This window comes from Paenilisteria rustica (genome assembly GCF_013820765.1).
Lineage (GTDB): Bacteria > Bacillota > Bacilli > Lactobacillales > Listeriaceae > Listeria_A > Listeria_A rustica.
On the sequence record NZ_JABJVM010000003.1, the window covers coordinates 166,956 to 192,760 of the forward strand.

At 38.9% G+C, this 25,805-nt stretch carries 32 protein-coding genes; all 32 read left to right on the forward strand.

From position 1 onward, the window contains the following. Positions 1 to 62 precede the first annotated feature (62 nt). The 32 genes from HPK16_RS04290 to HPK16_RS04445 all read left to right on the forward strand — a co-directional run bounded on the left by HPK16_RS04290 (position 63) and on the right by HPK16_RS04445 (position 25,274). A complete protein-coding gene (locus HPK16_RS04290; RefSeq protein ID WP_181675778.1) occupies positions 63 to 593 on the forward strand; it encodes a hypothetical protein in 531 nt (176 codons plus the stop codon). Between the two features lie 25 nt (positions 594 to 618). Next, positions 619 to 906, forward strand: a complete 288-nt coding sequence (locus HPK16_RS04295; RefSeq protein ID WP_181675779.1) for a hypothetical protein — start codon at positions 619 to 621, stop codon at positions 904 to 906. Positions 907 to 912: 6 nt separating this feature from the next. Further along, positions 913 to 1,422: an antirestriction protein ArdA gene (locus HPK16_RS04300; RefSeq protein WP_181675780.1), complete on the forward strand. Its 510-nt coding sequence runs from the start codon at positions 913 to 915 to the stop codon at positions 1,420 to 1,422. 63 nt (positions 1,423 to 1,485) lie between these two features. Beyond that, entirely contained in the window at positions 1,486 to 1,800 is a 315-nt protein-coding gene (locus tag HPK16_RS04305; RefSeq protein ID WP_181675781.1) for a DUF961 family protein, read from the forward strand. A 19-nt stretch (positions 1,801 to 1,819) separates the two neighbouring features. Further along, positions 1,820 to 2,224: a DUF961 family protein gene (locus tag HPK16_RS04310; RefSeq protein ID WP_181675782.1), complete on the forward strand. Its 405-nt coding sequence runs from the start codon at positions 1,820 to 1,822 to the stop codon at positions 2,222 to 2,224. 16 nt (positions 2,225 to 2,240) lie between these two features. Then, positions 2,241 to 3,689 (forward strand): cell division protein FtsK, encoded by a 1,449-nt coding sequence (locus tag HPK16_RS04315; RefSeq protein ID WP_181675783.1) that lies wholly within the window; start codon positions 2,241 to 2,243, stop codon positions 3,687 to 3,689. Positions 3,690 to 4,716: 1,027 nt separating this feature from the next. Next, the gene (locus HPK16_RS04320; protein ID WP_181675784.1) at positions 4,717 to 5,730 is read left to right on the forward strand and encodes a replication initiation factor domain-containing protein; all 1,014 of its coding nucleotides are present in this window, start codon (positions 4,717 to 4,719) and stop codon (positions 5,728 to 5,730) included. Positions 5,731 to 5,763: 33 nt separating this feature from the next. Beyond that, the gene (locus tag HPK16_RS04325) at positions 5,764 to 6,045 is read left to right on the forward strand and encodes a hypothetical protein (RefSeq protein WP_181675785.1); all 282 of its coding nucleotides are present in this window, start codon (positions 5,764 to 5,766) and stop codon (positions 6,043 to 6,045) included. Positions 6,046 to 6,119: 74 nt separating this feature from the next. Beyond that, on the forward strand, positions 6,120 to 6,290 hold the full coding sequence (locus tag HPK16_RS04330) for a hypothetical protein (RefSeq protein WP_181675786.1): 171 nt from the start codon (positions 6,120 to 6,122) through the stop codon (positions 6,288 to 6,290). 20 nt (positions 6,291 to 6,310) lie between these two features. Next, the gene (locus HPK16_RS04335) at positions 6,311 to 6,649 is read left to right on the forward strand and encodes a hypothetical protein (RefSeq protein ID WP_181675787.1); all 339 of its coding nucleotides are present in this window, start codon (positions 6,311 to 6,313) and stop codon (positions 6,647 to 6,649) included. Between the two features lie 2 nt (positions 6,650 to 6,651). Beyond that, positions 6,652 to 6,849 (forward strand): hypothetical protein, encoded by a 198-nt coding sequence (locus tag HPK16_RS04340; protein ID WP_181675788.1) that lies wholly within the window; start codon positions 6,652 to 6,654, stop codon positions 6,847 to 6,849. Positions 6,850 to 6,898: 49 nt separating this feature from the next. Further along, entirely contained in the window at positions 6,899 to 7,957 is a 1,059-nt protein-coding gene (locus tag HPK16_RS04345) for a conjugal transfer protein (RefSeq protein WP_181675789.1), read from the forward strand. A 3-nt stretch (positions 7,958 to 7,960) separates the two neighbouring features. Next, the gene (locus HPK16_RS04350; RefSeq protein ID WP_181675790.1) at positions 7,961 to 8,197 is read left to right on the forward strand and encodes a TcpD family membrane protein; all 237 of its coding nucleotides are present in this window, start codon (positions 7,961 to 7,963) and stop codon (positions 8,195 to 8,197) included. An 11-nt stretch (positions 8,198 to 8,208) separates the two neighbouring features. Then, a complete protein-coding gene (locus HPK16_RS04355) occupies positions 8,209 to 8,754 on the forward strand; it encodes a conjugal transfer protein (RefSeq protein WP_246369246.1) in 546 nt (181 codons plus the stop codon). Next, a complete protein-coding gene (locus HPK16_RS04360; RefSeq protein WP_246369269.1) occupies positions 8,639 to 11,116 on the forward strand; it encodes an ATP-binding protein in 2,478 nt (825 codons plus the stop codon). Before HPK16_RS04355 ends, HPK16_RS04360 begins: the two co-directional genes overlap by 116 nt. 20 nt (positions 11,117 to 11,136) lie before the next feature. Continuing rightward, the gene (locus HPK16_RS04365) at positions 11,137 to 11,469 is read left to right on the forward strand and encodes an STIV orfB116 family protein (protein WP_181675792.1); all 333 of its coding nucleotides are present in this window, start codon (positions 11,137 to 11,139) and stop codon (positions 11,467 to 11,469) included. A gap of 18 nt (positions 11,470 to 11,487) precedes the next feature. Further along, on the forward strand, positions 11,488 to 13,491 hold the full coding sequence (locus HPK16_RS04370) for a CD3337/EF1877 family mobilome membrane protein (protein ID WP_181675793.1): 2,004 nt from the start codon (positions 11,488 to 11,490) through the stop codon (positions 13,489 to 13,491). 1 nt (position 13,492) lies between these two features. Then, the gene (locus HPK16_RS04375; RefSeq protein WP_181675794.1) at positions 13,493 to 14,491 is read left to right on the forward strand and encodes a bifunctional lytic transglycosylase/C40 family peptidase; all 999 of its coding nucleotides are present in this window, start codon (positions 13,493 to 13,495) and stop codon (positions 14,489 to 14,491) included. Positions 14,492 to 14,506: 15 nt separating this feature from the next. Further along, positions 14,507 to 15,016, forward strand: a complete 510-nt coding sequence (locus HPK16_RS04380; RefSeq protein WP_181675795.1) for a hypothetical protein — start codon at positions 14,507 to 14,509, stop codon at positions 15,014 to 15,016. Positions 15,017 to 15,073: 57 nt separating this feature from the next. Next, on the forward strand, positions 15,074 to 15,430 hold the full coding sequence (locus HPK16_RS04385; RefSeq protein ID WP_181675796.1) for a hypothetical protein: 357 nt from the start codon (positions 15,074 to 15,076) through the stop codon (positions 15,428 to 15,430). 302 nt (positions 15,431 to 15,732) lie between these two features. Then, positions 15,733 to 16,713 (forward strand): hypothetical protein, encoded by a 981-nt coding sequence (locus tag HPK16_RS04390; protein ID WP_181675797.1) that lies wholly within the window; start codon positions 15,733 to 15,735, stop codon positions 16,711 to 16,713. A 120-nt stretch (positions 16,714 to 16,833) separates the two neighbouring features. After that, the gene (locus tag HPK16_RS04395; RefSeq protein WP_181675798.1) at positions 16,834 to 18,027 is read left to right on the forward strand and encodes an AbiH family protein; all 1,194 of its coding nucleotides are present in this window, start codon (positions 16,834 to 16,836) and stop codon (positions 18,025 to 18,027) included. A 54-nt stretch (positions 18,028 to 18,081) separates the two neighbouring features. After that, complete coding sequence (locus tag HPK16_RS04400) at positions 18,082 to 19,101, forward strand: GTP pyrophosphokinase (RefSeq protein ID WP_181675799.1); 1,020 nt, start codon at positions 18,082 to 18,084, stop codon at positions 19,099 to 19,101. A 117-nt stretch (positions 19,102 to 19,218) separates the two neighbouring features. Then, positions 19,219 to 19,515 (forward strand): hypothetical protein, encoded by a 297-nt coding sequence (locus tag HPK16_RS04405; RefSeq protein WP_181675800.1) that lies wholly within the window; start codon positions 19,219 to 19,221, stop codon positions 19,513 to 19,515. Between the two features lie 19 nt (positions 19,516 to 19,534). Continuing rightward, positions 19,535 to 19,846 (forward strand): hypothetical protein, encoded by a 312-nt coding sequence (locus HPK16_RS04410; protein ID WP_181675801.1) that lies wholly within the window; start codon positions 19,535 to 19,537, stop codon positions 19,844 to 19,846. Then, positions 19,833 to 21,305, forward strand: coding sequence for a T7SS effector LXG polymorphic toxin (locus HPK16_RS04415; RefSeq protein WP_181675802.1), 1,473 nt, complete (start codon positions 19,833 to 19,835; stop codon positions 21,303 to 21,305). The genes HPK16_RS04410 and HPK16_RS04415 overlap by 14 nt, the downstream gene beginning before the upstream one ends. Then, positions 21,305 to 21,751, forward strand: coding sequence for an SMI1/KNR4 family protein (locus HPK16_RS04420; protein ID WP_181675803.1), 447 nt, complete (start codon positions 21,305 to 21,307; stop codon positions 21,749 to 21,751). The genes HPK16_RS04415 and HPK16_RS04420 overlap by 1 nt, the downstream gene beginning before the upstream one ends. Before the next feature lie 12 nt (positions 21,752 to 21,763). Next, the gene (locus HPK16_RS04425) at positions 21,764 to 22,204 is read left to right on the forward strand and encodes an SMI1/KNR4 family protein (RefSeq protein ID WP_343064796.1); all 441 of its coding nucleotides are present in this window, start codon (positions 21,764 to 21,766) and stop codon (positions 22,202 to 22,204) included. A gap of 95 nt (positions 22,205 to 22,299) precedes the next feature. Further along, entirely contained in the window at positions 22,300 to 23,103 is an 804-nt protein-coding gene (locus tag HPK16_RS04430; RefSeq protein WP_181675804.1) for a hypothetical protein, read from the forward strand. Positions 23,104 to 23,629: 526 nt separating this feature from the next. Continuing rightward, the gene (locus tag HPK16_RS04435; RefSeq protein WP_181675805.1) at positions 23,630 to 24,250 is read left to right on the forward strand and encodes a hypothetical protein; all 621 of its coding nucleotides are present in this window, start codon (positions 23,630 to 23,632) and stop codon (positions 24,248 to 24,250) included. 23 nt (positions 24,251 to 24,273) lie between these two features. Next, the gene (locus HPK16_RS04440; RefSeq protein WP_181675806.1) at positions 24,274 to 24,453 is read left to right on the forward strand and encodes a hypothetical protein; all 180 of its coding nucleotides are present in this window, start codon (positions 24,274 to 24,276) and stop codon (positions 24,451 to 24,453) included. 617 nt (positions 24,454 to 25,070) lie between these two features. After that, positions 25,071 to 25,274, forward strand: a complete 204-nt coding sequence (locus HPK16_RS04445) for a hypothetical protein (RefSeq protein WP_181675807.1) — start codon at positions 25,071 to 25,073, stop codon at positions 25,272 to 25,274. Positions 25,275 to 25,805: the final 531 nt, after the last annotated feature.

Genomic DNA, 25,805 nt, shown 5'->3' on the forward strand with positions numbered 1-25,805 from the left:
AAAAATGAGATAGCCTTTGTAATCGTGCAGAGGCTATTTTTTATGGATTGGGGGCGTGGAAAATGGCTCTTATGGATGACTTGATTTATGAAAATGCTGTGGATATCGGTGCTTTCTTTAAACGGGATTACCCGACTTTATCGGATATGGATGTGCGAGAAATAGAGCGAGAAGCTGTGCGACGCATGTTTGCTTATCTAGAGGGGATTCGCGAAAATGGGCGTGAACCAAGTGAATTAGACGTCCTTTATGGTGCGGGAGAAGAAGCTATGATGCATATTGAAAATGAATTATACGAGCTTACCATTCATCGTCGTTTTTACGCGTTAGATCGTTTTATTGAAATCTACATCGAAGAATTGATAGCTTTAACAAACGAGGACGACAATTTTCTTGCTTATGTGGTTCGGCAAGAGGTGTCATATATTGAGCGGTTGTATACTCAAACGTTGGAAAGCTATGAGGCTGGGGAAGATGCTTTTTATTTTGCTAGTCTTGTGTGTGCAAGAGAAGCGGCTGTTTGTATAGCGAATCGATTAGATGGGTATCGATCTGATTTTAACGAGGCAAGAGCTGCGCATGGTTTGCTGTGATGGATATGGATAGGCGGTGACGGTGATGTTTAAGAAGAAAGCAAAAGCGGAAGAAAAACACATTCCCTACGAAGCATTTGCAGAGGGCTTTCGCGATAATTGGTTAGAGCTGCACTTTGATGATGCTCGATTTTTTATCTTTGTGTGGGATCGCATACAAACAGAGGTGAAAGCGAGTTATGTGGATTATTTAGAAACACCAGATGGGCGGATTCGTTCTCATTACAGGGCTTTAGAAAGTCTGATTTTGGAAGATAAATTTGAGGAATTTGTAGAGGCGTTTGACGAAGCATATTCAGACGAAAGGTGGTAAATGTGTATGGAGGACATACAGGTATACCTCGTGAATCTTGGTAAGTATACGGAAGGTATTTCGCAAGGCGCATGGTTTACATTGCCAGTCGATACGGACGAAGTTGCAGACAAGATTGGGTTAGATGGTGTGCGGTATGAGGAATTTGCGATTCATGATTTCGTTGCGCCGTTTGAGATTAAGGAATATGAATCTCTGGATAAGCTCAATGAAATTGCAGAAGCCTATGATCGAGAGTCGGGAAATCCCGTTGTCAAATATGCTGGGGATCTTGTCGAAGAAGGCTGGTACCCAGAAATCTTGGAAGCGCTAGAAAGCTTGGATAGTATTTGCGTGCATGAGGAATGCAACTCCATGACCGATGTGGCATATGATTTTATCGAAGAAAATGGCTATTTACGTGGCGTGCCTGATATCATTCAACAGCATATCGATTATGAAGGCATGGGTAGAGATTTGGAATTGGAAGGTTGCTACTATGATACGGGTGACGGTGTGATTTTAGAAATTGTATAGGAAGCGGAAAGGTATCACAATGTGGTGCCTTTTTTCATTACAAAAAAGAAAGTAGGAGAGAATATGACATTACAAAATTTTTGTTTAAAGGAATCGGAATTTGGCACATTGGCTTTTAGTAGTAGGAAAGAAATGAATGATTTAACGACAGGCACGGGACGAAATCGGAAGGTAACACATCATTGCTATTTCTTATATGGGCAAAAACATGCAGGTGGCTTGGACGTTTTTGTACCTGTAGATGCCGTGGTACCAGTTTTGGAACACGATCAAACGGTTCGATTGGTAAACCCTGTCGTAGAGGGATTGGCGCAACGATCTGACGGTGGCGGTATTATTAACTGGGTCGTCAAAGTTGATACATTGGAAGCAGTTTAAAAAATAGGAGGAATGGAAAATGACAATTCGTATTAATAAACAAAATCCGTTAACGAGTGACAAAATTGATGTGGAAAAAACATTTGGGAAGCTATTGTTTTTAGGAGAAGATGGGGAGCAAATGGAAGCCATTGAAGGGGAATATACAGGTGCGATTAAAGCTTATCGATATGGCGTGAAAAGTGAAGCGCAAAATGATATTTTGAATGTTTTCTTGCCACCAACAGGTGAGCGTGTGGATCTGCCGTATCTAACTGAAGTGAAATTAGAAGGTGTGGCAATTGTTCCGTTTACTTCTTATTCTGTATCTGGGAATTTGATGGTTAACTATAAAATTGAAGCTGGGAGCATCACACCCGTTTCAGGCGGGAATAAGTCGAAACCACCTGAAAACGCGAAACCTGAAGAAGGAAAACAAAAGTAAAACGGAGGCATAAGCGATGAAAGCATTTATAGCAAAGCACATTTACCAACATCGTGGCACGCGGATTCATTATGAAACCCGTTATCTTCTTCGTCGAGCAGGGATAAGTCTTTTTATCTCTGCTTTTTTGATTGCTCTGGCTTTAGGCTTGTGGTTGGTACCAATTTTGCCAGCCTATCCGTTTCCAGAACTATCAACTAGTACGGGCTGGGAAGAGATACAGCGTTATGTACAAGCTATTCAGTATAAGCATTTCTTATTGGTGGTGCTGGGTAGCATCTTGATGGGATTAGCGTGTCCATTTTTATGTAAGATTATCTTTTTTGAGCGGTATTTATTTATGAAGCAACGGCAGATGATTGCGGTATTTGTGATTGACCGTGGTTTATTTGATATGGAGACCAAACAAGTAGAGAAGGAGCAGATGTGGGATTTTTCATTAGGAAATCAAGCAAAGGCAAGAAAAATGGTGACGAAAGAGCGTGTGACATACTTCCCGAAAATCTATTACGAAGTGACGAAAGATAAAATGATTCGTATTCGGTTTCCACTAGATGGGCGGAAGTATCAAGATACGTTTTTGACGTTTACGAAAACATTAGAAAAAACGCTCTATTGTGATTTGGACAAGGTGATTGATGAGGAAGGTTTTGTTTGTTATCAATTCATCTATGGTATTTCACGAGATCGTTTGACGATTCAAGATTTGGTATCGAAAGCAGGGAAGCTGGCACTCATGACACGCGTGATTTGGGATTTTGATAAATTGCCCCACATGCTGATTTCAGGTGGAACAGGCGCAGGGAAATCGATTTTTATTCTGTCAATCATTAAAGGTCTGTTGAATGGGGCTTGTCGAAAAGAAGATATGAAAATTTGTGATCCCAAGAATGCAGATCTGGCGGATTTAGATGGTATTTTTCCTTCTGTGTATTCGCAAAAAGGTGGGATACTCATGGCGACGCGGGTGTTTAAAGAAGAAATGCTTGCGCGATCTGGTGAGATGAAGCAGATGGAGAATTACCGTACAGGGAATAATTATCGTGCCTTGGGTTTACGACCACAGTTTCTGATTATGGACGAACTAGCTTCTTTTATTGAAATGCTGGATATGAAGGAGAAAAGCGAATATATCTCAAACTTGAAACAAATTGTGATGCTAGGTCGGCAAGCGGGCTTCTTCTTAATTGTTGGCTTGCAACGACCCGACACGGAATATCTCGGTGGTGGTATCCGCGATCAGTTTAATTTTCGTGTGGCGTTGGGAAGCAATTCTGACATTGGTTATCGCATGATGTTTGGTGATGTGGATAAGCAGTTGGGATTTAAGACGGTTAAAGGCTTTGGGTATGTGGATGCTGGGAAAGGCGTTATTTCCGAGTTTTATAGTCCGTATGTGAATCCTGAGTATGATTTTTTGGATGAGTTTCGGAATTTGAGTTCTACAGTGGGTGAAATGCAGTGATACAGCAGTTACTATTTATTATCGGAAGTTTAATTTTAATGATTGTGCTGTCTATTAGGGATTTAATTTCAAAGAAAGGAAAAAGCAAGATATCTAAATTGTACTTGTTTATTACTTTGTATATCTTACTGGCGAGTATCTTGGTTTTATCGGTGATTATTTTGTCTTTGGTTTTATCAAAATAAATCTAGAGGCAAACAGTATTATGAATACAGAGAAATGCATTAATAATGCTCCATAAATAGCCCAGTCTGCCCAATTTAATGGGTGTAAGAAGTTGAAATAATTATGGTGTAGAAAAAGTTTATTATATAGATAGATGGCTAATGTAACAGTTCCTTGTATGAAAAAGAAAAAATAATGGATATCATGCACAACTGTATTTGTGTAGGGTGAGGTGAAGAAGTTAAATGCTATCCATAGGCTGGTAATACAGACGATAGTGGATAGTATGAAGTAAAAATCATCGATATTTTGTTGCGAAATATGCAGATTATTTAAATAGTCAATGGCGAAGTTAGGAAGCAAACTATATAAAAATTTGAAAGCGGATGTTAATTTTTTTGGTAATAGCCATGCAATTAAAAGAATAATATAGCCTGTTATGTAGACATGAAAAGCGTTTTTTGTGAAAATATTGCTTATAGATTTAACGAAATCATTCATGATGAAAACCCCTTAGAATTTTACAATAATCATAACATAATTTTACATGGGGATAATAGCGATATTATATGGTGATTGGGAGTTGAAGCATAAACATGCAAAGATTAGCTTAGGTTTGGAATAATACCGTGCTAAGATTTGTATGCCAACAACTGGAGCGTTAGTGAAAGGCGTTAGTAGTAAACCCCATTTCGCGCGTGCCACGTCGGCGACCAGCGGGAGCCAGTGGCAACGTAGGGGCACGCGCGAAATGGAGTGAGAACCCCCCACTACTAACAGGGGGGTAGAGGAAGACATAGAAACAGCGTTGCGACTTAGCGCGCCAATAGATAGAGCCCATTGGAAATGGAGGTTGATTTAAGTGGAATATGGACCCACAGAGCCCATTAGTGGCAAACTAGATTATTTTCGAATGACATTCAAACGTCATGATATCGAGCATTTCCTAGAAACCGTCGTGCAAATTAAAAAAGCATATTTTTATAATGATGCCAGTTCTAAATTTGGCTATGCAGAATTATTTCAGCTAGATCAAATTCGCGTGTATAATTCATCGCCTACAGATAACAGGGGCATCATGATTGAACTTGGTGGACAAGGTTGTCGCCAACTCGAAGGTATTTTACAAGCGCAGGGGCGTGATTGGTTTTCATTTTTGGAACAATGTTTACAAGAAGGTGGGAAAATTACACGATTAGATGTTGCTATGGATGATCGTCATGGCTATTTGGAAATTCCTGAAATCATGATGCAGGCACAATTAGGTTATATCGATTCCCATTTTAGAGCGTATGATTTTCATGGTTCAGGCAATTTAAGCACAGGTGCTGTAGAAGGCGTTACGCTCTATTTTGGCTCCAAGAAAAGCGCCGTCTATATTGCAATGTATCAAAAAGACCATGAGCAAGCTAAAAAATTAAATGTAGACGTGGAGGATATCGGTTTTTGGAATCGTTATGAAATACGGCTGCGTGATGAACGGGCGGATATAGCGTTGCGAAAATTATTAGAGACACGTAATTTCGTTTTTTTAAGTCAAGGCATTCTGATGGAATACTTGAGATTCGAGGCTCAAAAAGTGCCTACCAACAAGCGGAAATGGCAACAAACTAAGAAAGGTTGGGAACAGTTATTACAAGATATAGCACCATTAAGATTGACCAGTGCACCCGAAACCGCGTTTTATCGAAAGACGGAGTACTGGCTGAAATCACAGGTTTCCGCATCTATGAAATTGGTGCAGATGGCAGATGAGATTTTAGGTAAAGATTCCACCTTGGAAACGATGATAGAGGAAGCCGTGTTGTCAGATAAGCATGAGGCAATGTTGAAAGTATTAACAGCTGAGGTACATGATATGATAATCGTTGCATGATTTTGTGAAAAAAATGTAGAGGAGGAGAAATGGATGAGTACACCGTTATTTTATATACCGTATGGCGCTGAGTTTTATATGGATTATGAGCGATATTCGAAAAAAGTAGTAGACAAGGTTTCTTTAGAAAGTGCCATTATTGAACTTGCAACAGAGTGTGCCGTATCCGTAAACAAGAAAGGAATTGAATGCCATTATACTGTTTCAGCAGAAGATTCTCTTTCTGGGGAGCCATTTGAACTTGTTTTTTCTTCACGCGAACCCGAGGAAGAAGCAAACGTTATTCCACTGCATTATTTAGGATGTGCCATATGAATAAAATTCGTTTAAGCGAGTATAAATAATGAGCTATTAGGCTCTTTTTTTATGCTCTAAATGAGGTGATTAAGGTGTTGAAAATTGGAGACACGATACAATTAATCGAAAAAGTAGAAGACATGCAACTAGAAGTTTACGGCTATTATGAGGTATTTGACATCATGTTTGACGGTGCTTTTATTTATATACTGGATGGTTTTGGTGTATATAAAGTGCCATCAGATGCTATACAAGCAATTTAGTGAAGGGTCGTGATGATTCTATGCATACGGTCTCTAAAGAAATGAAAGCATTAGGATTTCAAGTGGGGAATGCGGAGACTATTTTTATTAAGGATATTGATAAAAATGTCATGTTGGTGATTGAACGTAAAAAAATAAAAAAATACGATCGGACAGAAATAGGGAAATTGGAACTTTTATCAGTGAAAATACAATACAGTTTCTATAAAGCAATGTATAAAAAACAAACGGGGAAGATGCTAGCGCGCTATTATGTGTACTATGAGGGGGGAGACGTTTTGGCGTTGCTCGCGAAAGTAAGGAACGTATTAAAGTGGCAAGAGGGGCAACGGTATTATAAAAAAAGAGGAGGCGCATAAAGATGCAAACGACGTATAAAGTGTATTATTTACAGCGTGATTGTGTGCATGAATTAAATGGTGCACTTTTTGAAGAGCTTCGTCGGCGATTAGAAGAACTTGTCGAGGAAGGAAAAGCCTTGGATGCAACGCACATCACCGATCAGCGTTTACTACAAACGTGGAATGCCGATCGGAACTATATTAAATATTACTGCTAAAAAGCCGTGCATTGTCAGGCTTATTTTTTATGGAAAGGAAGCGATGGTAGTGGAAGAAAAACAGAAAGTAGGCTGGTGGAAACGGCTGGTTGCTGGTGTGAAAACATTAGAACGCCCAACGAAGCAACGTGGGAAATTACAGCGGGATCATTCGAGGTTACTCGCTTTTTGGTTGTACTTGCTTTTATTTACGATTTTAGGCATCAGTGTTTTGGGGATTTTCTTGGCGTTAAATACGCGATCCGTTGTCAATGTCTTAGACCGAGAAGCGACCCAACCAAAAGTGACGAATGACAGTCCAAAAGGAATCAATGTGGTGGCGGGAACGAATTTCTTAACACCGTTTATACGCACCTACATGACGGTAGTCAACGATTCGCAAAAGTTAGAGGTGCGTGAAAAACAACTAGACGCGTACATGGTGCAGACGGAAGGTACGGAACAAAGGATGTCCTATTTTTCCGTGCAGGATATCAAAGGTAATCGTTCTTTAACAGCGGCGACAATCTATAATACGCAGGCTATCCGTGGTGGCACATTATTTCAGTACAAAGTGGTTTATGTCAATGAGTTGCCAATAACGAAAGTGGTTGAGAAGGTCGTGCCAAATGGCAAAGGCAAAACGAAAAAAGTGAAGGGAACCATCAGAGCCACACAGGCAGTGACCCAAGAAGCGTTGCTGAATATTCCTGTAACGACGAATGGGAGAGGTTATGCCATCCAAGATGCGCCGTATTTAACGGAAACCTACACGTTGCAGACGAAAATCGTACAAAAGAAAACGGAAGCACCTACAGAATATGATGGTACCGAAAAGAAGGCGATTGATGCGTTTGTGATCGATTTCTTCTCTAAATATGCATCCGCAACAAAAGCGGACATGGCATACATGATGAAAACGCCAGAAAGTCTAGCGGGCATGTTAGCTTTTGACGCGGTGACAGATACGTATGTGGTGAAAAGGGAAGATGGCTTCCAAGTCCAAGCAACCGTGCAGTTTCGTGATAAAACGGTTCAAATCCCGACTTCCGAGTCGTTCACGATAGATATTATCAAAAAAGAGGGGCAGTACTTCGTCACGAAGCTGTCCCATGAAAGGAGTTTTTAACAGATGGAACACTTTATTATAGGGGCATTACCTACTTTGTCTTCCATTCAACATTGGGTACTCACCGTTTTTACGCAAGCGATTGTTATTTTGGTGGCTTGGCAAGTGATTAAAAACTTTGCCAAAATGAGTATTGGGAAAATTGTGGTCGTCTTGATTGCTGGAGGTGCCGTAGGTTTTGCCATTACGAATTTCACCTTGATTACGGGTTGGGTCACGAGTATTTTTAAAATGCTATAGGAGGCGATCTCATGCGGATGGTATTTAATTATCGGAAAGCGATGCGACAACCGAAGCAGATTCGGCATCTATACAATGACGTGAGCTTGCCTTTTGCGATTGAACTAGTACCAGCGATTAATTTCATTCTTTTTGCCGTGCTTACTTTCTTTGTGGGTTATGGTATCCGACGCATGGGGTTTCCTCATGCGTTTTCTCATTCATGGTTTTTCTTTTTGATAGGTGTTCCTTTGGGACTGACGTTTCTTATCATCAAGATTAAGCCAGATGGGAAGAATATTTATTTGTATTTATATGATCTCAGCAAATATTTATGGGCGGTGAAATGGCAAAAGAAGCTGTTTTGTCAGGATGAACCAACCGATTTGTTGCGCGAGAAGAAAATAACATTTCGAACATTAGTGAGGGTGGTGGAGAAAAGGCATGCAACTAAAAACGCCGATGAAGGCAATCAAAGGGAATTTACTGTTAACGAGGAAGGGCGACGTGTTCGCGTATTATCGCATCAAAAGTCAGTCGATACCGATGCAGAACAAGGATGTCGTGACGAATTATAAAACGAGATGGCGACGCTTGTTTGAGGAAATAACGAAGTATGAAGATTTTCACTTGAGTATGTACCCACAGGATTATCAATTGGAAGCGCGTTTTGGAGAATTGGAGGCGGATATTGCCTTAGATGCGGAAGATTTGGCGGGGTATTACAATTCCGAAGCAGTGCGAATTTTGAAGGCACGATTGGGACGATTGACGAAATATGATTTTCTAGTTGGTGTGAAGCTGAAAACGAGCGCGATTCGTTTGGATGCCGATTTAAAAGAGAATGTGCAATCGGTATTGGCAACCACGACAGATACGATCTTGAATTTATTTGGCGTCGAGCGTCATAAGACGGATGCGTTTTTTGCACAGTATGCCGAAGTGGAGGAAACGCTGGCGCAAGTGATAGCAAGTGTGCAAGGGCAACGGATTACCGAGGATGATTTGATTTATTTTAATCGCTATAACTTTATTCGTGGATTGGAACATGAGGTGGGTATCGAGCAAGAAAATCGGTCGGTTGGTGCGATTACGAATACGGTGATTGATCCAACACGGATGGATACGCTTCGTTTGACGAGTAATTTTGAAACGGGATTTACTTCCTTTTTGGTTGTCGATGAGTTTCTCGATAACATGGCGGAATCGGATTTGTTTTATGAAACACAGTCCTTGCCATTTCCAGTAGAAGTGGGGATGAAAGTGCATGCGGAGTCGAAAAGTGTCACGAAAACATCACTCGGTATGAAAAAGCAACAATTGCGCGAGACGGAGAAGGAGCAGAATATGTCTGGGGATCGTGCGGATACGGCGATCGTACGCAGTGAACAGATGATTAGGCAACTGCAAGAAGATGTGAAGCAAGACAACATCAACATGATGAATTGGCTGGCAACGATTGTGGTGACAGGTGATAGCAAAAAGGAATGTCAACGCAAGGCAAGTATGGTACGGCGACATCTCAAAGGAGCGGGAATCAAATGCCAGGTGCCTGCTGCGGATCAATTGTATCTGTTTTATAAAATGTTGCCTGGTGCGACACTCGATGCAACCGATAAAAACTGGATTCAAAAAACGACGCAAGATGGGCTGGGCGAGTGTTGTTTTGGGGTGAATGCGGAAGTGGGCAGTAAAATTGGCTTCCATATTGGCTGGATTGATCGATTTAATGAGCATACGGATCTGGAGAGCGCGATTCAGTCGAGTCGTGATTTTGTGCTCTATCATCCTTTCATGGCAAATCAGCAGATCAAAGGCTCCAAAACCCGTAGCCCGCACGTGCTTATCACAGGAGATACGGGGACGGGGAAATCCTTTTTAGCGAAAATGTTGTTCTTATATTCCTCGATGCTAGACATTAAGAGTCTTTACATCGACCCGAAAAAGGAAATGCGGAAATGGATACGTAAAATCATCAAAAATAAAGAAATTCGAGAAGAGTTTCCTTTATTTGTGGCGCATCTGGAGAAATTACATTATGTCACGATGGATGCCCGAGAGAAAGAGAACTGGGGTGCCTTAGACCCGATTGTACTCTTGCCAAGTATGGAAGCGAAAGAACTGCTACAAGTGGTTTTCCAACAAGTCTATGATTTCAAAGGGAAAGATGTCGTGCATACTGCCTTTTTAAAAGCCATTACATCTGTGATTGAGCGAAAACAGGCAGGAGAACAGGTGGGCTCGATCCATGTCATTGAAACGATGTTGACATCCGACAATCAAGCGGTACAAGAAGCCGCCGCGTTTTTACAAGAAATCGTGGCAGATTCTATCTTGAAATTAGTGATTCATGATGGCTCGAATCCAGCGCTTTCGTTGACCGAGCGCATTAGCATTATCGAAATTGAGAACTTAGATTTACCAGAAGCAACGGATGAATTTGCGAGCTACACGGATAGTCAATTGAAGTCCTGTGCGATTATGTTTTGTCTCGGTAAATTCTGCGAGCTTTTCGGTCAAAATAAAGAGGAGAAGACGCTCGAGTTTATCGATGAAGCGTGGATGATTACCACGAGTCCACAAGGCAAAAAGGTAGAGAAGAGTATGCGTCGGGTTGGGCGTTCCTACAATAATGCGCTGTACTTTATTTCGCAATCGACGAAGGATGCACTCACCGAAGAGGATTCGGGGAACTTCGGGATGGCATTTGCGTTTGATGAGCCAAATGAACGGAAAGACGTACTGCGTTGGATGAATATGGAGACGACGAAAGAGAACGAGGACATGTTGGAGAGCATGTTCCAAGGGCAGTGTTTATTCAAAGATTACTACGGACGTACTGCTAAAATGAGCGTGGAATGTCTGTTTAGTGAATGGGAAGGTGCGCTTGCCACGATTGAGAAATCAAGTGTGGCATATGCAGAAGAACGATATCTATAAGTAGGGAGGAGGATTCGGTTGTGAAACTGGCTTTATTAAATAGTCTTGTTATGACAGGTGCTGGCAGTTACCGAGCGAAAGAGCTGACATTGATGGAAGCCAAGTGTCTGGTACGGGCGTATGCTCGGGTGGGAGATGTGGAAAGCTATATCGGACACGCGTCTACAGCTACTTTTCTATCCGCATTATTGGGTATTCCTGTGACCGTGAACCGTCAGCGTTTTCGGCAACGCAGAGACCAACCCGTGATTTGTTTTAAACTCTACGATCGTGTGCCAGAACATAAAGAATTACAGGTGCAAGATTTGAAGACAAGCGCTTATGCGTTTTTTTTATTGCAAAAAATCGATTAAGCAGAAAGGAGATGCCAAATGAAAAAGCGGAAATGGTTGTTTCTAGCGCTATTGAGTCTTTTTATCCTTGCAATCCCGAGTCAGACATTGGCAGCGGATGATCCAACCGCTACATTGAACGATGTCAACCAAGCCAATGCAGAAAAAACAGCGAAAGACCCGAATAATGTTACACAACCAAAAGATGTGAAAAAAGCGGGGGTAAGCTTGCATATCAAACGTTTTCCTTTGTCTAGATACCAAGCAAATAATGAAGCCGCAGATTCCAAGATTAAAGGTGCATTTCTCGGTTTAGCGAATGTTTTTGCGTCCTTGTCCCAGATGGTTGTGAACATTGTGGATACAGGGATGGATGTTCTGTATAACTTGAAACCCATCGATACCTTTGCGGATAAGTTGACAATGATATCCACGAAAATGTACCAGACACTAAAAGCGAATTTTGGGCAGTTGCTTTTTATTCTAGGAATGGGTTATATCGCCTACCTATTTTTTGTGAAGCAAAGTGCCAAAGAAGCCATCAAACGATTTTTCATGATGCTTTTAGTCATAGGTATTGGCGGATGGTGGATGTTAAATGCAGGGTATATGATGCAGACGATGAACTCCCTATCCATTGAGGCACAAGGCAAGTTGATGAGTGTAGGCAATACAATTGTACATGTGTTTGGTGGCTCGGGAAATTATGCCGATACAAGTAAGATTCAGAGCGGAAATGAGGTCGAAGGAACGGTTGCGATTATGCGCAATGTGTATTTTGATATGGCGTTGAAGAAACCATTCTTAATCGCGAACTTTGGGGCTACGGATGAGGCGAAGATCAATAGTGTGGTGAAAGATAAGAAAGGTTTGAGTCGGGTCGATACTTTGTTGAGTTATAAATTAACAAGTGATGGAGAAAAAGCTAAATCGACTTACATTGAGAAAGAGGAAATAAAGAACTATCACAACGAAGAAATGGCGGACGGAAATGTCTACACGCAATTCGGTGTTAATTTCGTTGGATTCATTGGTGCGATTGCGTTAGGTATTCCTTTCTTGATGATGGCGTTCTTTAGCTTTTTGCTACAGTTCCTCGCATTAGGGATTGCTTTTTTACTCCCCATCATGTTCTTCATGGCGTGGCTTCCATGGATGGCAAATTCGGGGTATGTCGGGCTGAAACGGTTGATATCCGTGTTTGTTGTGAAGGCAATCCTTGGTCTGCTAGTGGTTTTGGTATATTTGATGTGTTTTATCGTAGATACGATGATTCCACCACTAGGATTTGGGATGTACGCATTAAACCTGATTGTAACTGCGGGCTTATTAATTTTGCTATACATCAAGCGTGATAAGGCGATTTCGTTTGTCACAGCTGGAAAAGTAAAAAGTGTAGATAATAAAATGATTGAACGTGTGCGTCAAGAAGTTGTGCAGCCATCGTGGGAAGCCGCGAAAAAAACAGGGCATGTTGCTGGAGCCACGATGAACGCGACCATGATCCAGCCTTCACGATGGATTGCCTCCAAAATCTCTGGCAGAAAAGAGGCACCTACTTCACCAGATACACCACCAGAAGATCGAACACCACAAAAACAGACAACACCAGCAAAAGAGGAACCCGTAGCGGAAATACGTACGCCACAGACACAGACACCTGCTGTCAGGACATCCAATGGGACTAAAATTAGTGTGGTACACGAAGGCGAGCCCAAAGATGGAGCGCCAGCGACAACGGCAACTGCCCCGCAATTACGAACAACTGGGTCAGATAAAAAGCCAATTCCTACGGATTCTAAGATAGATAATGTGACGGCTTCTTCCGTGGAACGAACGCCTCAAAGAAAAGCACCAGAGGCAGGAACAGCCCCTCGAGTAGAGCAACCCACAAGAACTGTACAAAAAGTGGTACCGAAACGAGTGGTTCCAGAAGCACCAACGCAAGAAAAAACACCCATTTCCATCGAGCCAAGAGAAGCAAAAAGAACAGGAACAGACATGGAACGAATGCACCTAGCGCCAGAGAAGAGGGATGGTTAACATGTTGTGGAAACGAATCATCAAATGGGGAGCGCCGTTGCTCCCTTTCTTGGGAATGTTACTTTTATGTTTGATGGTTGTGGCTGTATTTGCAGGAACTGGGGACGATGGAGAACAAGAATCCACGATGCTGGAATCCACAACGAGTAGCTATGGTTCCACAGGATTAGCGCCAGAAATTGAGCGATTCCGCCCCATTTTCGAAAAATACGCGCAAAAATATGGAATGACAGCACAATTAAATGTAATCATGGCACTTTCGATGCAAGAATCTGGCGGACGAGTATTGGATGTCATGCAGAGTTCAGAAAGCATCGGTCTACCACCGAATAGTATTTTAGATCCTGAGAAAAGTATCGATGTTGGGATTCAACATTTTAAAAACGTCTTTCAAAAAGCGCATGGCGACATCAAATTGACGTTACAATCGTATAACTACGGTGGTGGTTTTATTGATTATGTGCAAGCGCGTGGAGGCGCGTATACAAAGGAACTGGCACTCTCCTTTAGTAGCTATCAAGCGAGCAAATTAGGCTGGGCATCTTACGGCGATTCATCCTATGTGGATCATGTGATGCGATATTTACAAGTAACCCCAAGTGCGGGGGGAACCACTGTAGCGTCGGGTAATTTTAAGAAAGTCATGGACGAAGCACTGAAATATCAAGGCAACCCATATGTATGGGGAGGCGCAAGTCCTGCGAGCGGTTTTGACTGTTCAGGTCTGACTTCATGGTGTTACCGAATGGCTGGTGTGCAATTACCAAGAACCGCACAAGAGCAATTTAATACAGCAAAAAGAGTGAGTGAAACCGAAGCAAGAGCTGGGGACTTAGTGTTCTTCTCAGGCACTTACGAGGGAAAACTAATCACACATGTAGGTATTTACCTTGGTGGAGGAAAAATGTATAACAGTAATGATTCAGGCATCGAGTATAGTTCTGTAACAACAGGGTATTGGAAGGCGCATTTTTATAGCTATGGGCGCGTATTAAACTAGAATAGGGGTGCTAGCATGAGAAAGTGGGTATTAGGCATGAGTTTGATTTTGCTACTTGTGGTTGGTGTGTCTGTGTATAGCGTTCACAAAAGCCAAGAGCAAGTGGTAGAAATGAAAGGTGAAAAGGATCGCATCGTGCAAAAAAAGGCAGAAGAAAAAGACCGTGGACAGGCAACGGAAGCAAATCAAGCATTTATCCGTTTGCTTTTTAGCAATGAGCCTATAGCTACGAAACAAAAACAGATCCAGAAACGAACAACAGCCAAAGGGCTTGCGATGGCATTTCCGAGTGCAGATGGAAATGAGCAAGATGCAGATAGATTATACGTCAAAAACACGATTCAAAGCTTGGCTTCCTATCAGAGAGAAGGTAGTGGAGAGAGTAAGCAATTTCTGAATATTATCGAATTAACAATCACTGCAAACAATATAGATAGTACCAGCAAATTACTTCTCCAAACTATCTTAGTGAAAGAAAAAGAGCAATGGCTAGTGAGTAATGTGTTAATTTTGACAAATTTATAGAAAATAATAGATAACGAAAATATGAGGTGATATACTGATAAAGAGGGGGAAAACAACGTGAGAAAAATGATGTTTTTAGGTATTGTAGTAGTGATATTAATGGGGCTGACAGCATGTGGAGAAAGTAAATATAATGACGCGATTGATACGGTGATCGCACAAGACAAGCAATCCATGTCATCTAATAATATGGCGGATATTGCGAAAGAGTTGGATAGAGATACAGCGGATATCAAGGTGTTGGATGATGGTAAATATATTTATCTAACATTTGGTAAAAATAACTATGAATCGATTTATAAGAAGATGTCAGATGGCAGCTATAAAGAGGCGTCGTCTGAGCAAGAAACTTATGCTAAAGAAGATGCGAAACTTGATTATGAGGAAAATAATGGTGAGGTAATTACACACTGAGGTTTAATATGATTTTTGTAATACATTAAAAGCTCTTGAATTGCGAAGTAAGATGCAGTTTAAGGGCTTTTTTCGCGATATTAATTGCATATATTGTGCATAGTGCGCTCTGGTCTATTATAATATATCTACTTTTCTTGTAGGTATAATAAAATTTGTAAGGCTGTCGAGTATGGAGTTCGCTTAATAGCAAAATGTATTTGTTTGTCTTCAAACATTCCAGATCTTTACATAGTTGGAGGATTTTGTTATTATATGAATATAAGTGTTTGTTAGGCTACTACGAGAAGGGAGACATTAATATGTCACAGCGAAAAGTAAAATTTTATGCATATTCTTTAAAAACTCCGATGCTAGATGGGGATGGATTTGAGGATTTTATCTTTTACAAGAAGATGATTTCTGAATTTTTTTTAAGATTAGCGAGCAGACCAAAGAAAGAAAAAGTTATTAATATTGAAACGACAAGCAAAAAAGAGCACATAGAACTAGGAGAAGTTTGGCAAGAAGAGGAGCGTTTCTTAAATGGTTATTTTATAACATATACTTATGGAGATGTGGATGAGTATGCAGATAAAGACAGTGGAGAGATAGAATTTGTAACTACACCTAATCAGGGGAAGTTGAATAAGGTTTACTTTAATATAGATTTAAATACAGGTTTGTTCTTGGTGCAGAAGGATAATGAAAAAGTGTTTAAGAAGGATACAGTCCCATCTTATTTTGCTGAAAAAAGACAAATTATCGATGACGTGGTAGATAATTTTAATGCGGGACAAAGCAAATATACTATCACCGCCCAAACTAGAACAATTTTAATGACAGATGTGCTTTTTCCAGATTTTTTAGAGGAGATTAAAAATTTTGAACGGATTAATATGATATATGTGTACCATGATCTTAATTCTGGAAATGTAGATAACAGGATAGTGAAGTTGGAAAAATCAGCTAATGATCGTGGGTTGAATGATTTTAATGAACTTACATTGATGTATAAAAACACTAATAGTGGTAAAGGTGTAAGTGGTGCTATAGAGTATATTACTAGTATCGATGATGAGTTAGATATTGGTGTGGAAGGGAAATTATGGGGCGAACTGAAGACGATAAAGAAAAGTTTGGATAGGGGTAAAAGGGCTTTTAGGAGGGATATAGAATTTAATAATTCTGGCATAATGAGTTTTTCTCAGCTACTTGAATCGATGGAGGAAGTCAGTAGGAAGGAAGGCTTGATAGATGACCTTAATGAAGTGGGACAAAATTATCTTGAAAAGTATAATTAAAGGATTAAATATGCTCTAAATATTTGATTGATAGAGACCCCAGCAAGTTAACACATTGGGGTTTCTTGTGTATGTATAATTTTCAATATTTGTTGTAAGTGATAGCATAGGGGGATACTAATGAGTCAACTCATTGTACTAGGAAATGGTTTTGATATTCAATCGAAGCTCAAATCGAGATTTAGCGATTTTTATAAGGATAGAGTTGAAAATGTTTTAAAGCTAAATTGTCAAGAAGATTGTTATGATTTGGACATACTATCAAATAGTAAGTTGTTGATAAGGTATAAGGGCGACCCAAATCTTATATTGAGACATATAGAAGTAGAAGAGTGGGGAGATGAACTAAATCAGTTAACATTTTGGGATCTAGTAATGATATTTGAAGAAGGTAAGGGACAAAATATAAATTGGTGCAATATTGAGGCGCTTATCCAACGCGTGGCAGAAATAATAATTAATACAGAAGAAAAAATAGATACACTAGATGATTTTTTCGAAATCAGTGAAAAAGGACGGGGCTCGTTACATGGAAATATATATTACAAAGAATTACATAAATTGATTGAAAAAAGTAATATAAAGTATATTAGTAAATACACAATATTTTTAAGTGTAATAAATAGTCTAAACGGCAATGTCTATGTTAATAAAGGTCTAGATGAAATTCTTATCACGGAGTTACGAAAATACGAGCAATGTTTCAAGGGCTATTTAAACAATGAAGTTACTAGTAGAGGAGCTACTTATGAATCAGCAAAGTCCTTTCTTTTAGAGAAAATTTGTGAAGAAGATAATGATGGCATGATATTGAATTTTAACTACACGCCAAATTCGTTTCCGCATGTTGATTTTGCAAATAAATTCAAGAGAGTAAATGTTCACGGATCTTTGCATGGGGATGTTATTTTTGGAATCGATCACAGCAATGTGGATGCGAATAGTAAATTATACCCATTCACTAAAACATTTAGGAAATTAGTGATGGATAACAATGAACCACTAAGCATTGTGAATAAAGATATTAGGTACTTGGTATTCTATGGGCATTCGTTAGGAAGTGCTGACTATTCGTATTTTCAAAGTATATTTGATTACTTGAATATCTACGAAAATGAAATTTATTTAAAGTTTTATTTTTCGAATTATATTGGAGGAGTGAGTGGCGAAAAGCAATTGAAGAGTGAACTAGCTTCTTCGGTACAAAAATTAATACATGTGTATGGTGAGACAATGGATAATAAATCAAAAGGAAAGAATATGATTCACAAATTGCTTATCGAAAATAGAATCCACCTTGCTCTGGTGCCATAAGTTAATGCTGAAATATGTGGTAGATTATAGATGGGAAAAGGAGTGCTGATAGCTATGGATGCGAACTCGAAATGGTATGAAAACAATAAAGATTTGTATTTAAAATTTAAAAATAGTATACAGGAAATTATTGAGCGTAATATGGATGCTAGTGAAGTACCTTACCAGAGTATTGAGGGGCGGCTTAAAACAAAAGAAAGTTTTTTAGAAAAATGTGTGAGAAAAAGCTATAACCAACCCACTGAGGCAATGGATATTGTAGGCATACGAATTATTGCATATACTTTAGCAGATGTAAAAAAAATTGGAGAGATAATTACTTCAACTTTTAGGGTTGACAAAGATAACTCTGGAGATAAGAGTGCCAAAATGGATGCAAATCAAGTGGGTTATTTATCTGTTCATTACATAGCTGAGTATGGTGAAGATAGGCTTGTGTTGAATGAAAATACTGTATTTAAAAATTTGAAATTTGAGATACAAATTAGAACTATACTACAACATGCATGGGCAGAAATTGAACATGATAAAGGATACAAGTTTGGTGGTAAATTACCTAATGAAATAGGTAGACGTTTTAGCTTGGCTGCTGGTGTACTTGAAATGGTCGATAGAGAATTTCAAAATTTATCAGATGAAATAGATCGACATAGTAAAAATATTAAGATAGAAGCCGATAGAGGGAATCTAAGCATTCCAATCGATTCTAAGTCGCTTTATCAATATATATCAAGTAAATTTGGTGAAATTGAAAAGACTGAGGGGTCTTTACGTAGTCAGAAAATTTTTAAGGAGCTACATTTGTACGGTATAGAAATTCTTTCGGATTTAGATGAGCTATTTTCTGATTCAAGTGTAGAGATTATACACAGTTTAATAGCTTCAAAAGGAGCAAAATCAGATATTAATTTTGTGAGCATAATTAGATATGCAATGCTTATTGATGATGCAGAGAAGTATTTAGACACAGCGTGGAATAGAAGTTGGAGTGGCATACCGAAAATTTACGTCAACATTATGAAGGAAAATAATATAGATATTAATTTAAGTAAATATAAAATAAGCTTAATTTAAAAGGTAAAGTAATACAAAATGGGAAGGTGAACGACATAAGGATAGGGCATTTTTTTGTGAATTGCGTATGGTATAATATTTTCGTCAACACCAAAATAAGGAAGGAATGACTAACAAGTGGCAAAGAAAATACAGTTACCAAGTGGTCGATTAGCAGAACACGCGAGTGCAATCCAAGCCACGACGAATAATTTAAAGCTACAACCAAAGCCGAGTGTATCTTATTCCACGGGAAGTGCTCGCCAATTGGTAGAAGGCGCGATGGAGTTTGCACAAATGACAGCATCCGCTCCCGCCGCGTTTCAAAAAGATACAGCGAATTTGAAAAATGTGGAGAAGGCATTTGTTGCCTCGGAAAAAGCGCTGGGTGATATGCTACACAAAGGAATCGAATGGGTGGAAAGTAAAAAATAGAGAAGGGGGATACATAGCAATGCAACCAAGACAACGGGAAGAAGATGCTTGGAAAGAACAAATCAAGAAAGAGCGGCAGTTTGAAGAGTTGGAGCAACTATTTTCAAAAGCGAAACGGGCACAAGAAAATGTGTTACATACTTTTCAGGATGCGTGGCAGGGTAACCGGTCACGGCAGCGATTAGGACTCGTCGAAGAGACCATGACAGAAGAATGGCAGAAGTGGAAAAAACAGATGTACGCCGTGGATGATTTGATACAGGAATCGCGTCGCGCACACCAGCGAGCTAAATTTGCATCGAAGGAGGCTGATGCGCATGCCACGGATTGAGATTGGGGAAGTACGCTATTTTGTGGAACAGTTTTTACGAGAAAGTAAACGATTACGAGATGCATTGCGGGATTATCGAAAAGCCGTCGCGAAGTTAGTGGCGGATGGTGAGATCCAAGGTGAGTTTGTCGATAGTGCGAAAGACTATTATGAAACGGTGCACTATCCAATCGTAGACACGACGATTGAGTGTTTGAGTGAAGCGGATCGGATTTTGAAGAAGTATGTGCAGGATTTTGAATCCCAAGTAGATGATGCTTTTGACTCGCGATTGGATTCGGATAAATTGGAAGCGTTGTATGCCGAAATTAGGCGCTCAGAGAATTTATTGGATGACTTCACGCACGCGATGGATTCGATGACGGGCAACTTGAACCTCGGGCAGCAGATAGGCATGAAGCTGGGGCTGGAAACGTCAATGATGCAAATCAAGGAAGAAATCAAGATTTTAGAACGGTATCTGGATTTTGAGCATAGTCATACGAACGTGATGCATGATGTTTTATCGCGGATGTATCAGGTGAAGACGGGCGTGAATGAAATCCTAGCTGGAAAAGCGTTCAACGGCACGACACATATGTATGATTCCAGTAAGATGCAACTAGGCTGGTTGAATCATCTAGTACCAGAGAAGAAGCCGAAGAAAACATATAACTTTGATGATTACACGAAGACATTAGAGGGTGGCTACTGGGTTTTAAGCAAGAATGGCGTGACAGATCAAGAATCTGCAAGAGCAACAATTGCCTACAATGACGGCTTAAAAGATGGTACAATTAAGCGTGAAGTCGAAGATGCAGATATTGATTTTGAAACGGAATATATGTTAGCCGCAATGGAAGGATACAATCTACTCACAGGCGAGCCAATCACGAAGGCACAAAGCTTTTCTATCATATCGGCAGTACTGCTCGGCGCTGTTGCAATGAAAGGCAGAGGTATTAAAGTTCCGAAGAGCAGTTTCAGCAAGATACAAAGTGACTTGAAAATCAAAGCAACCAAAGATTTAGAGATGAAAAATATTAGTAAGAAAATCATGGCGACGAAGCCAATGAACTCACCAGTACCAGAGAAATGGATTAAAAAAGGTGGCAGTATTGCTATCGATAGTAAAGGCACATGGAGTTATACTAACAAGAACGGTCAGACGGTTAGGTATCCGAATGGTTATCCAGACTTTAAAGACTACAGACACCCCAATGTTGAGCCTGTTACGATAAAGGTGGCGTCGCCTAAGAACCCTCAAGCCGATTTCAGGGCTGCAAACCTTGAAGCCAAATTAGATAAGAATTCGGAACCCCCTGTTCCTGAATTGAGTAAGCCACCGATAGGATATACTTGGCACCATCATGAGGATGGGAGGACAATGGAGCTTGTTGAAGCGAAAATTCATAAAGATTTTAGGCATATTGGCGGACAATCTGCTGTAAATGGAAAAATAAATGGGAGCGTGAAATAATGTTTAAGATGAACAGTGAAAATAAAAAAATAACCATTAAGGATATTGAAATATTTGAATCTAAGCATGGTTTACACCTACCACAAGAATATAAGGCTTTCTTGCTTGAATTTAATGGTGGATACCCTGAAAAATCTAATTTTATAATATCAGATGATGAAGGTATTAGCTTAGTCAATAAATTTTATGGTATTGGAGAAGAATCAGGGGATCTAGGTGAGACATTTGAAATATTGGATGGTGAAATACCAGATGGTTTCATTTCTATTGCTGACGATCCTGCTGGAAACGAAATCTGCATAGGAACAGAGAAGAGCGAGTACAAAGAAAAAGTTTATTTTTGGCGACACGATATGGAATCTGATTCAGAAATGGATAATATGTTTTTACTTGCTGAGGATTTGAAAACATTTTTGAATAAATTATATGGAGATAATGATGAATAGTGGGTACTTGTAGTGATAAAAGAATTTGGTAAGGCACAAGCAGAAGATATAAAAGCTATGGGAAGGCGATACGATATCAATCTACCATCGGATTATATAGCTTTTCTAGAAACCTCCAATGGTGGCATAGTAGATAAGTCTGACAGGAACCAAGTATGGATAGAGGGCGTAAATTCAAGTGTCAATATTGATGTGTTATATGGAGTAAATACAGGCAATAGCTCTTCTAACATAGAAATATGGATGGAAAAACTAAAAGACGATATGATGGAAGGTTCGATAATCATTGGGGATGACCTTATGCAGGGCATTATTGTGATGATTTGCGAAGGCGAATTTGCAGGTATTTATTACTGGGACGACTCATTTCAATTTGAAGAATCGACGGATGAAAAGAATACGTATTGGATTGCAAAGGACTTCTCAACCCTCATAGATATGATTAGAAGATAGTATTGGGAAAAAATATGCTGAATACTGCTACTCTTGGCTAAGATTACCGAACAAAGAAATTAATATGCGAATGGCTTATCTGATAGGAGTTTAATATGAGTGAGAACGGGAAATGGGGAAAAATTCATAACTGCGCAAAAAGCGGTTGGAAAAAGATTTGTGAAGAGTTTAAAAAAGGAATGGTTAGGCTGATAGCTTGGAGCATACCTGTTGCTATAGCGATCTTAGCTTGGGGCTTTATTGAGGATAGATTTATAAATCCAGATTTCGAGTTAATGGGTGTTGAAATTGAACATATTGAACAAACTACTACTGATGAGTTGAATGCACGACCAGGAACGTCAGCTAAATCAGATTTTGAAGAAACTATTTATGCCTATAAACCGATACTTGATATTAGTTTAATAGCAACTGGGGATATTCAAGATATATATCTTGCTTATGGCTATGATGATGCCAGTGTGGTTGATGAAGGGACTATCTACAGATTGCAAGGAGTTACTCAGAAAGAGGGCTTTAAGGAAAGAACAACATGTAGAACTGTATTAAATTATAATACTTCTACGAATACTGGATATAAAGATGTCTACTTAATCATAAAAGATTCCAAAACTGCATCTAAAAACGTATATCTAATAAATATTCGAACTGACGAGCTTGAATATGCTCTCAAGCTTGAACCAAGAGAGAAAAAGTCTAACGGGACAGTTGTTCTTGAGCAGACAATCAACGCTAAGACGAATAAAGGGAGTCTCAAGTTTGATTTCATTACCGAGCAGGGTATAATGACCTTAACTCATAATGAGAAAGGAAATGAAGGTACGGATATCAATTATATTTCTGTAAATCGAGAAAAATTATTGAGAAATATGTCCAAACTGAGGAGTTTGCCATTGTAGAGGTTTTAAATCATGAGCATTCTGGATATTAGATACTCAAAAATTCCTAAACCTATAAAACTATTTGTGAAAACCACTAATTTTCACAATCAAAACCAAATCACAGCAACATTTATACTCATAATAATTCTCAAATTCAACTCTTAATCAGCGGGTCGTGGGTTCGATCCCCTCACAACCCATCTTAGAGCCTCAACGGATATCATGTCTGTTGTGGCTTTTTTTGCGCGTAAATTTGTTTGTGAATGTGCAAAAAAAGTGCAAGTTAGATTTAAAAAGCGATAAATCCCCTTATTGCCCAAACTCAAAGTAAGTTGGATTCATTGGAATTAAAGCGTGTAAAAAAGACGTGATTTATCGGGAACGTGTCTTTTTTTTGACAAGCCCTCTTTCTTTCTAAAATTTGTATGAAAATAGAACGGTTTAGGCTAGACATTACTAGAGCATAAATATACAATTTGCACAAGGAACTACGAAATGTTTTGTTTATTAGTGGCTCCAAATAGAGAGAAAAGGGGAAGAAGATATGAATAAAAACACAGTAAAATTAGTAACACCTATTATAGCAACATCGTTAGTTTTTGCATCTTTAGCACCTGCTATTGTTGTAAATGCTGATGAAATCAACAATAATACAGAGGTGAGTGCACCGTCTGTTGGAATGTTAACAGATGCAGATATATTAGCGGCTAACAATTATATTTCTTTTGATATAAACACAAAGCAATTTGTAGTAGATAGCGCTATAGCAAATATATTCCCAGCTGAAAAAGTGGCATCGGTTGAAGAGTATGTTAAGCAAACTAATATCCAATTAGCTAGTATTAAACAAGATGGCTCGGAAGTAGCTTCTGTAGTAGACACAGACGGTAGCGAGACGGTTTTGACCCCTGTCCTGCTAAGAGGAGCAGGAGTAAATTCCATTACGTTTCATTGGAATTACGCTAGGATTAAAATAAAAGCTAGTTCTGTTTCAGATGCTGTAGCTTTGGGTTTCATTATAGGTGGTATAAAAATAGAGGCTGACATTATAAAAATTGCTTGTGGAGCTGCGGGGCTCAAAGTTTCTAAGTATGTAACACGAGGTATATGGTTTGATTATAATTATCTTGTAGGCGTATTCACTGGGAACGCTGGTTTACAGTGAATACTGGTTGGAGAGGAGATATATTGAAAAAAGTAATAAGAGAAGCTTTTGAAGTTTTTGGTATGCTGTTTTTAGTTTTGCTGATTTGGTCTTATTTTGATCAAAATGGGGACACAATTTATCAAGGAAAAACTTTTCTGATAGTGTTTTTATTGGCTTTAATTTTCGGTGGCTACCTTAGAGAAGTTAGACGTAAAAAATGAGTGGCTAAAAAAGAAATCTTGAAATAAAGAGATTTTGGCCGAGGTTGTTGGTATATTAAAATGTGAACGCTCGACTCCTGTAAATTGGAAGCGGGCTTTTTTTAGTAGGTGTATATGGAATGAAATCCTAATAAACGGGATGGCTGAAACTGATGGGTTAGAAAAACCGGGCAGAACAATGCTTGCAAGTGAGGCATCAATAAATAGGAGTAGCCATATTGTTAAAATAAATAATAAGATTAGAAAATTGACATCTGTTGAATGTGAAAGGATAAACGGATACCATGGGAGAAAGAATAGGGAAAAGATTAGATATTCTATCAAGTACGAATGAAGCGTCAGAACTAGGAAAATCTAATTGGGTGTATTGGATTTGTTAGAGGAATCACGAAATTTACCTAACTATTTAACGAGTAAAAAAGACATAATAAACTCCAAGTATGACTTTTTTCGTAATTCGCTTAATAATATCATTATATGTTAGTAATTCAGTGGATCCTATCTTTGTGCTCGCGAAATTTCCAGTATATAATTTAATTGTACAAATATTTGATTATAATTAAATAAAAGAGGAGATGGACAACTAGAAAATAAATTAAGCGCAGAGGAGGATAATAATGAAAAAAATACTCCTAATTGTTGGGGATAATGTATGGGCATGTCTGTGTATTGCTTTGTTGGCCATATACATACTTAGTATTAAAAATAACGAACCGATTCTTAATAATTGGGGAATTCCATTGTTAACAGCAGGTGTAGTATTTAATTGGATTTTATTCAACAGAATGATACTTAAAAAAAGAGGGGAAATGAGAATATGAAAAAAAGCTCTGATGTCAATAATTATACTTATGTAGCGTTTTATCACCAAATTTTGCTAGTGCCGAAACAGACATGAATACTTTTTTTGATGGGCAATACTATCAAGTGACTAAAAAAGGTAACATCATCACTATCTTAGACAAATTTGTATCTAGATTATTACTAGTTAGAGAGTCAAATTGGGCGGTGCATTAAAAGTAGTATGATATTCACTGCACGTTTATTTAACTTATGGAGATTAATAGAGTAGCTAAAACCTTAGTAATCGTATAAAAATTGCATGGATGAAGGTGATTATATTGAAAAAAAGTATAAAAGAAGGTTTGGAAATATTTGGAGGAATGTTTTTATTTTTATTAGTATGTTCTCTTTTTTTTCGAGTGAATTCTGTAACCACAGACTATAAAATATGGTTAATAGGTTATTTTTTTCTACTAGTTATAGGAAGGTATATTGGCAATGAGAGAAGGGCAAGAAAGATAGCGTCTAAGCTTTAAATTGAGTGATATAATGAAATAAACGTGTTCTAA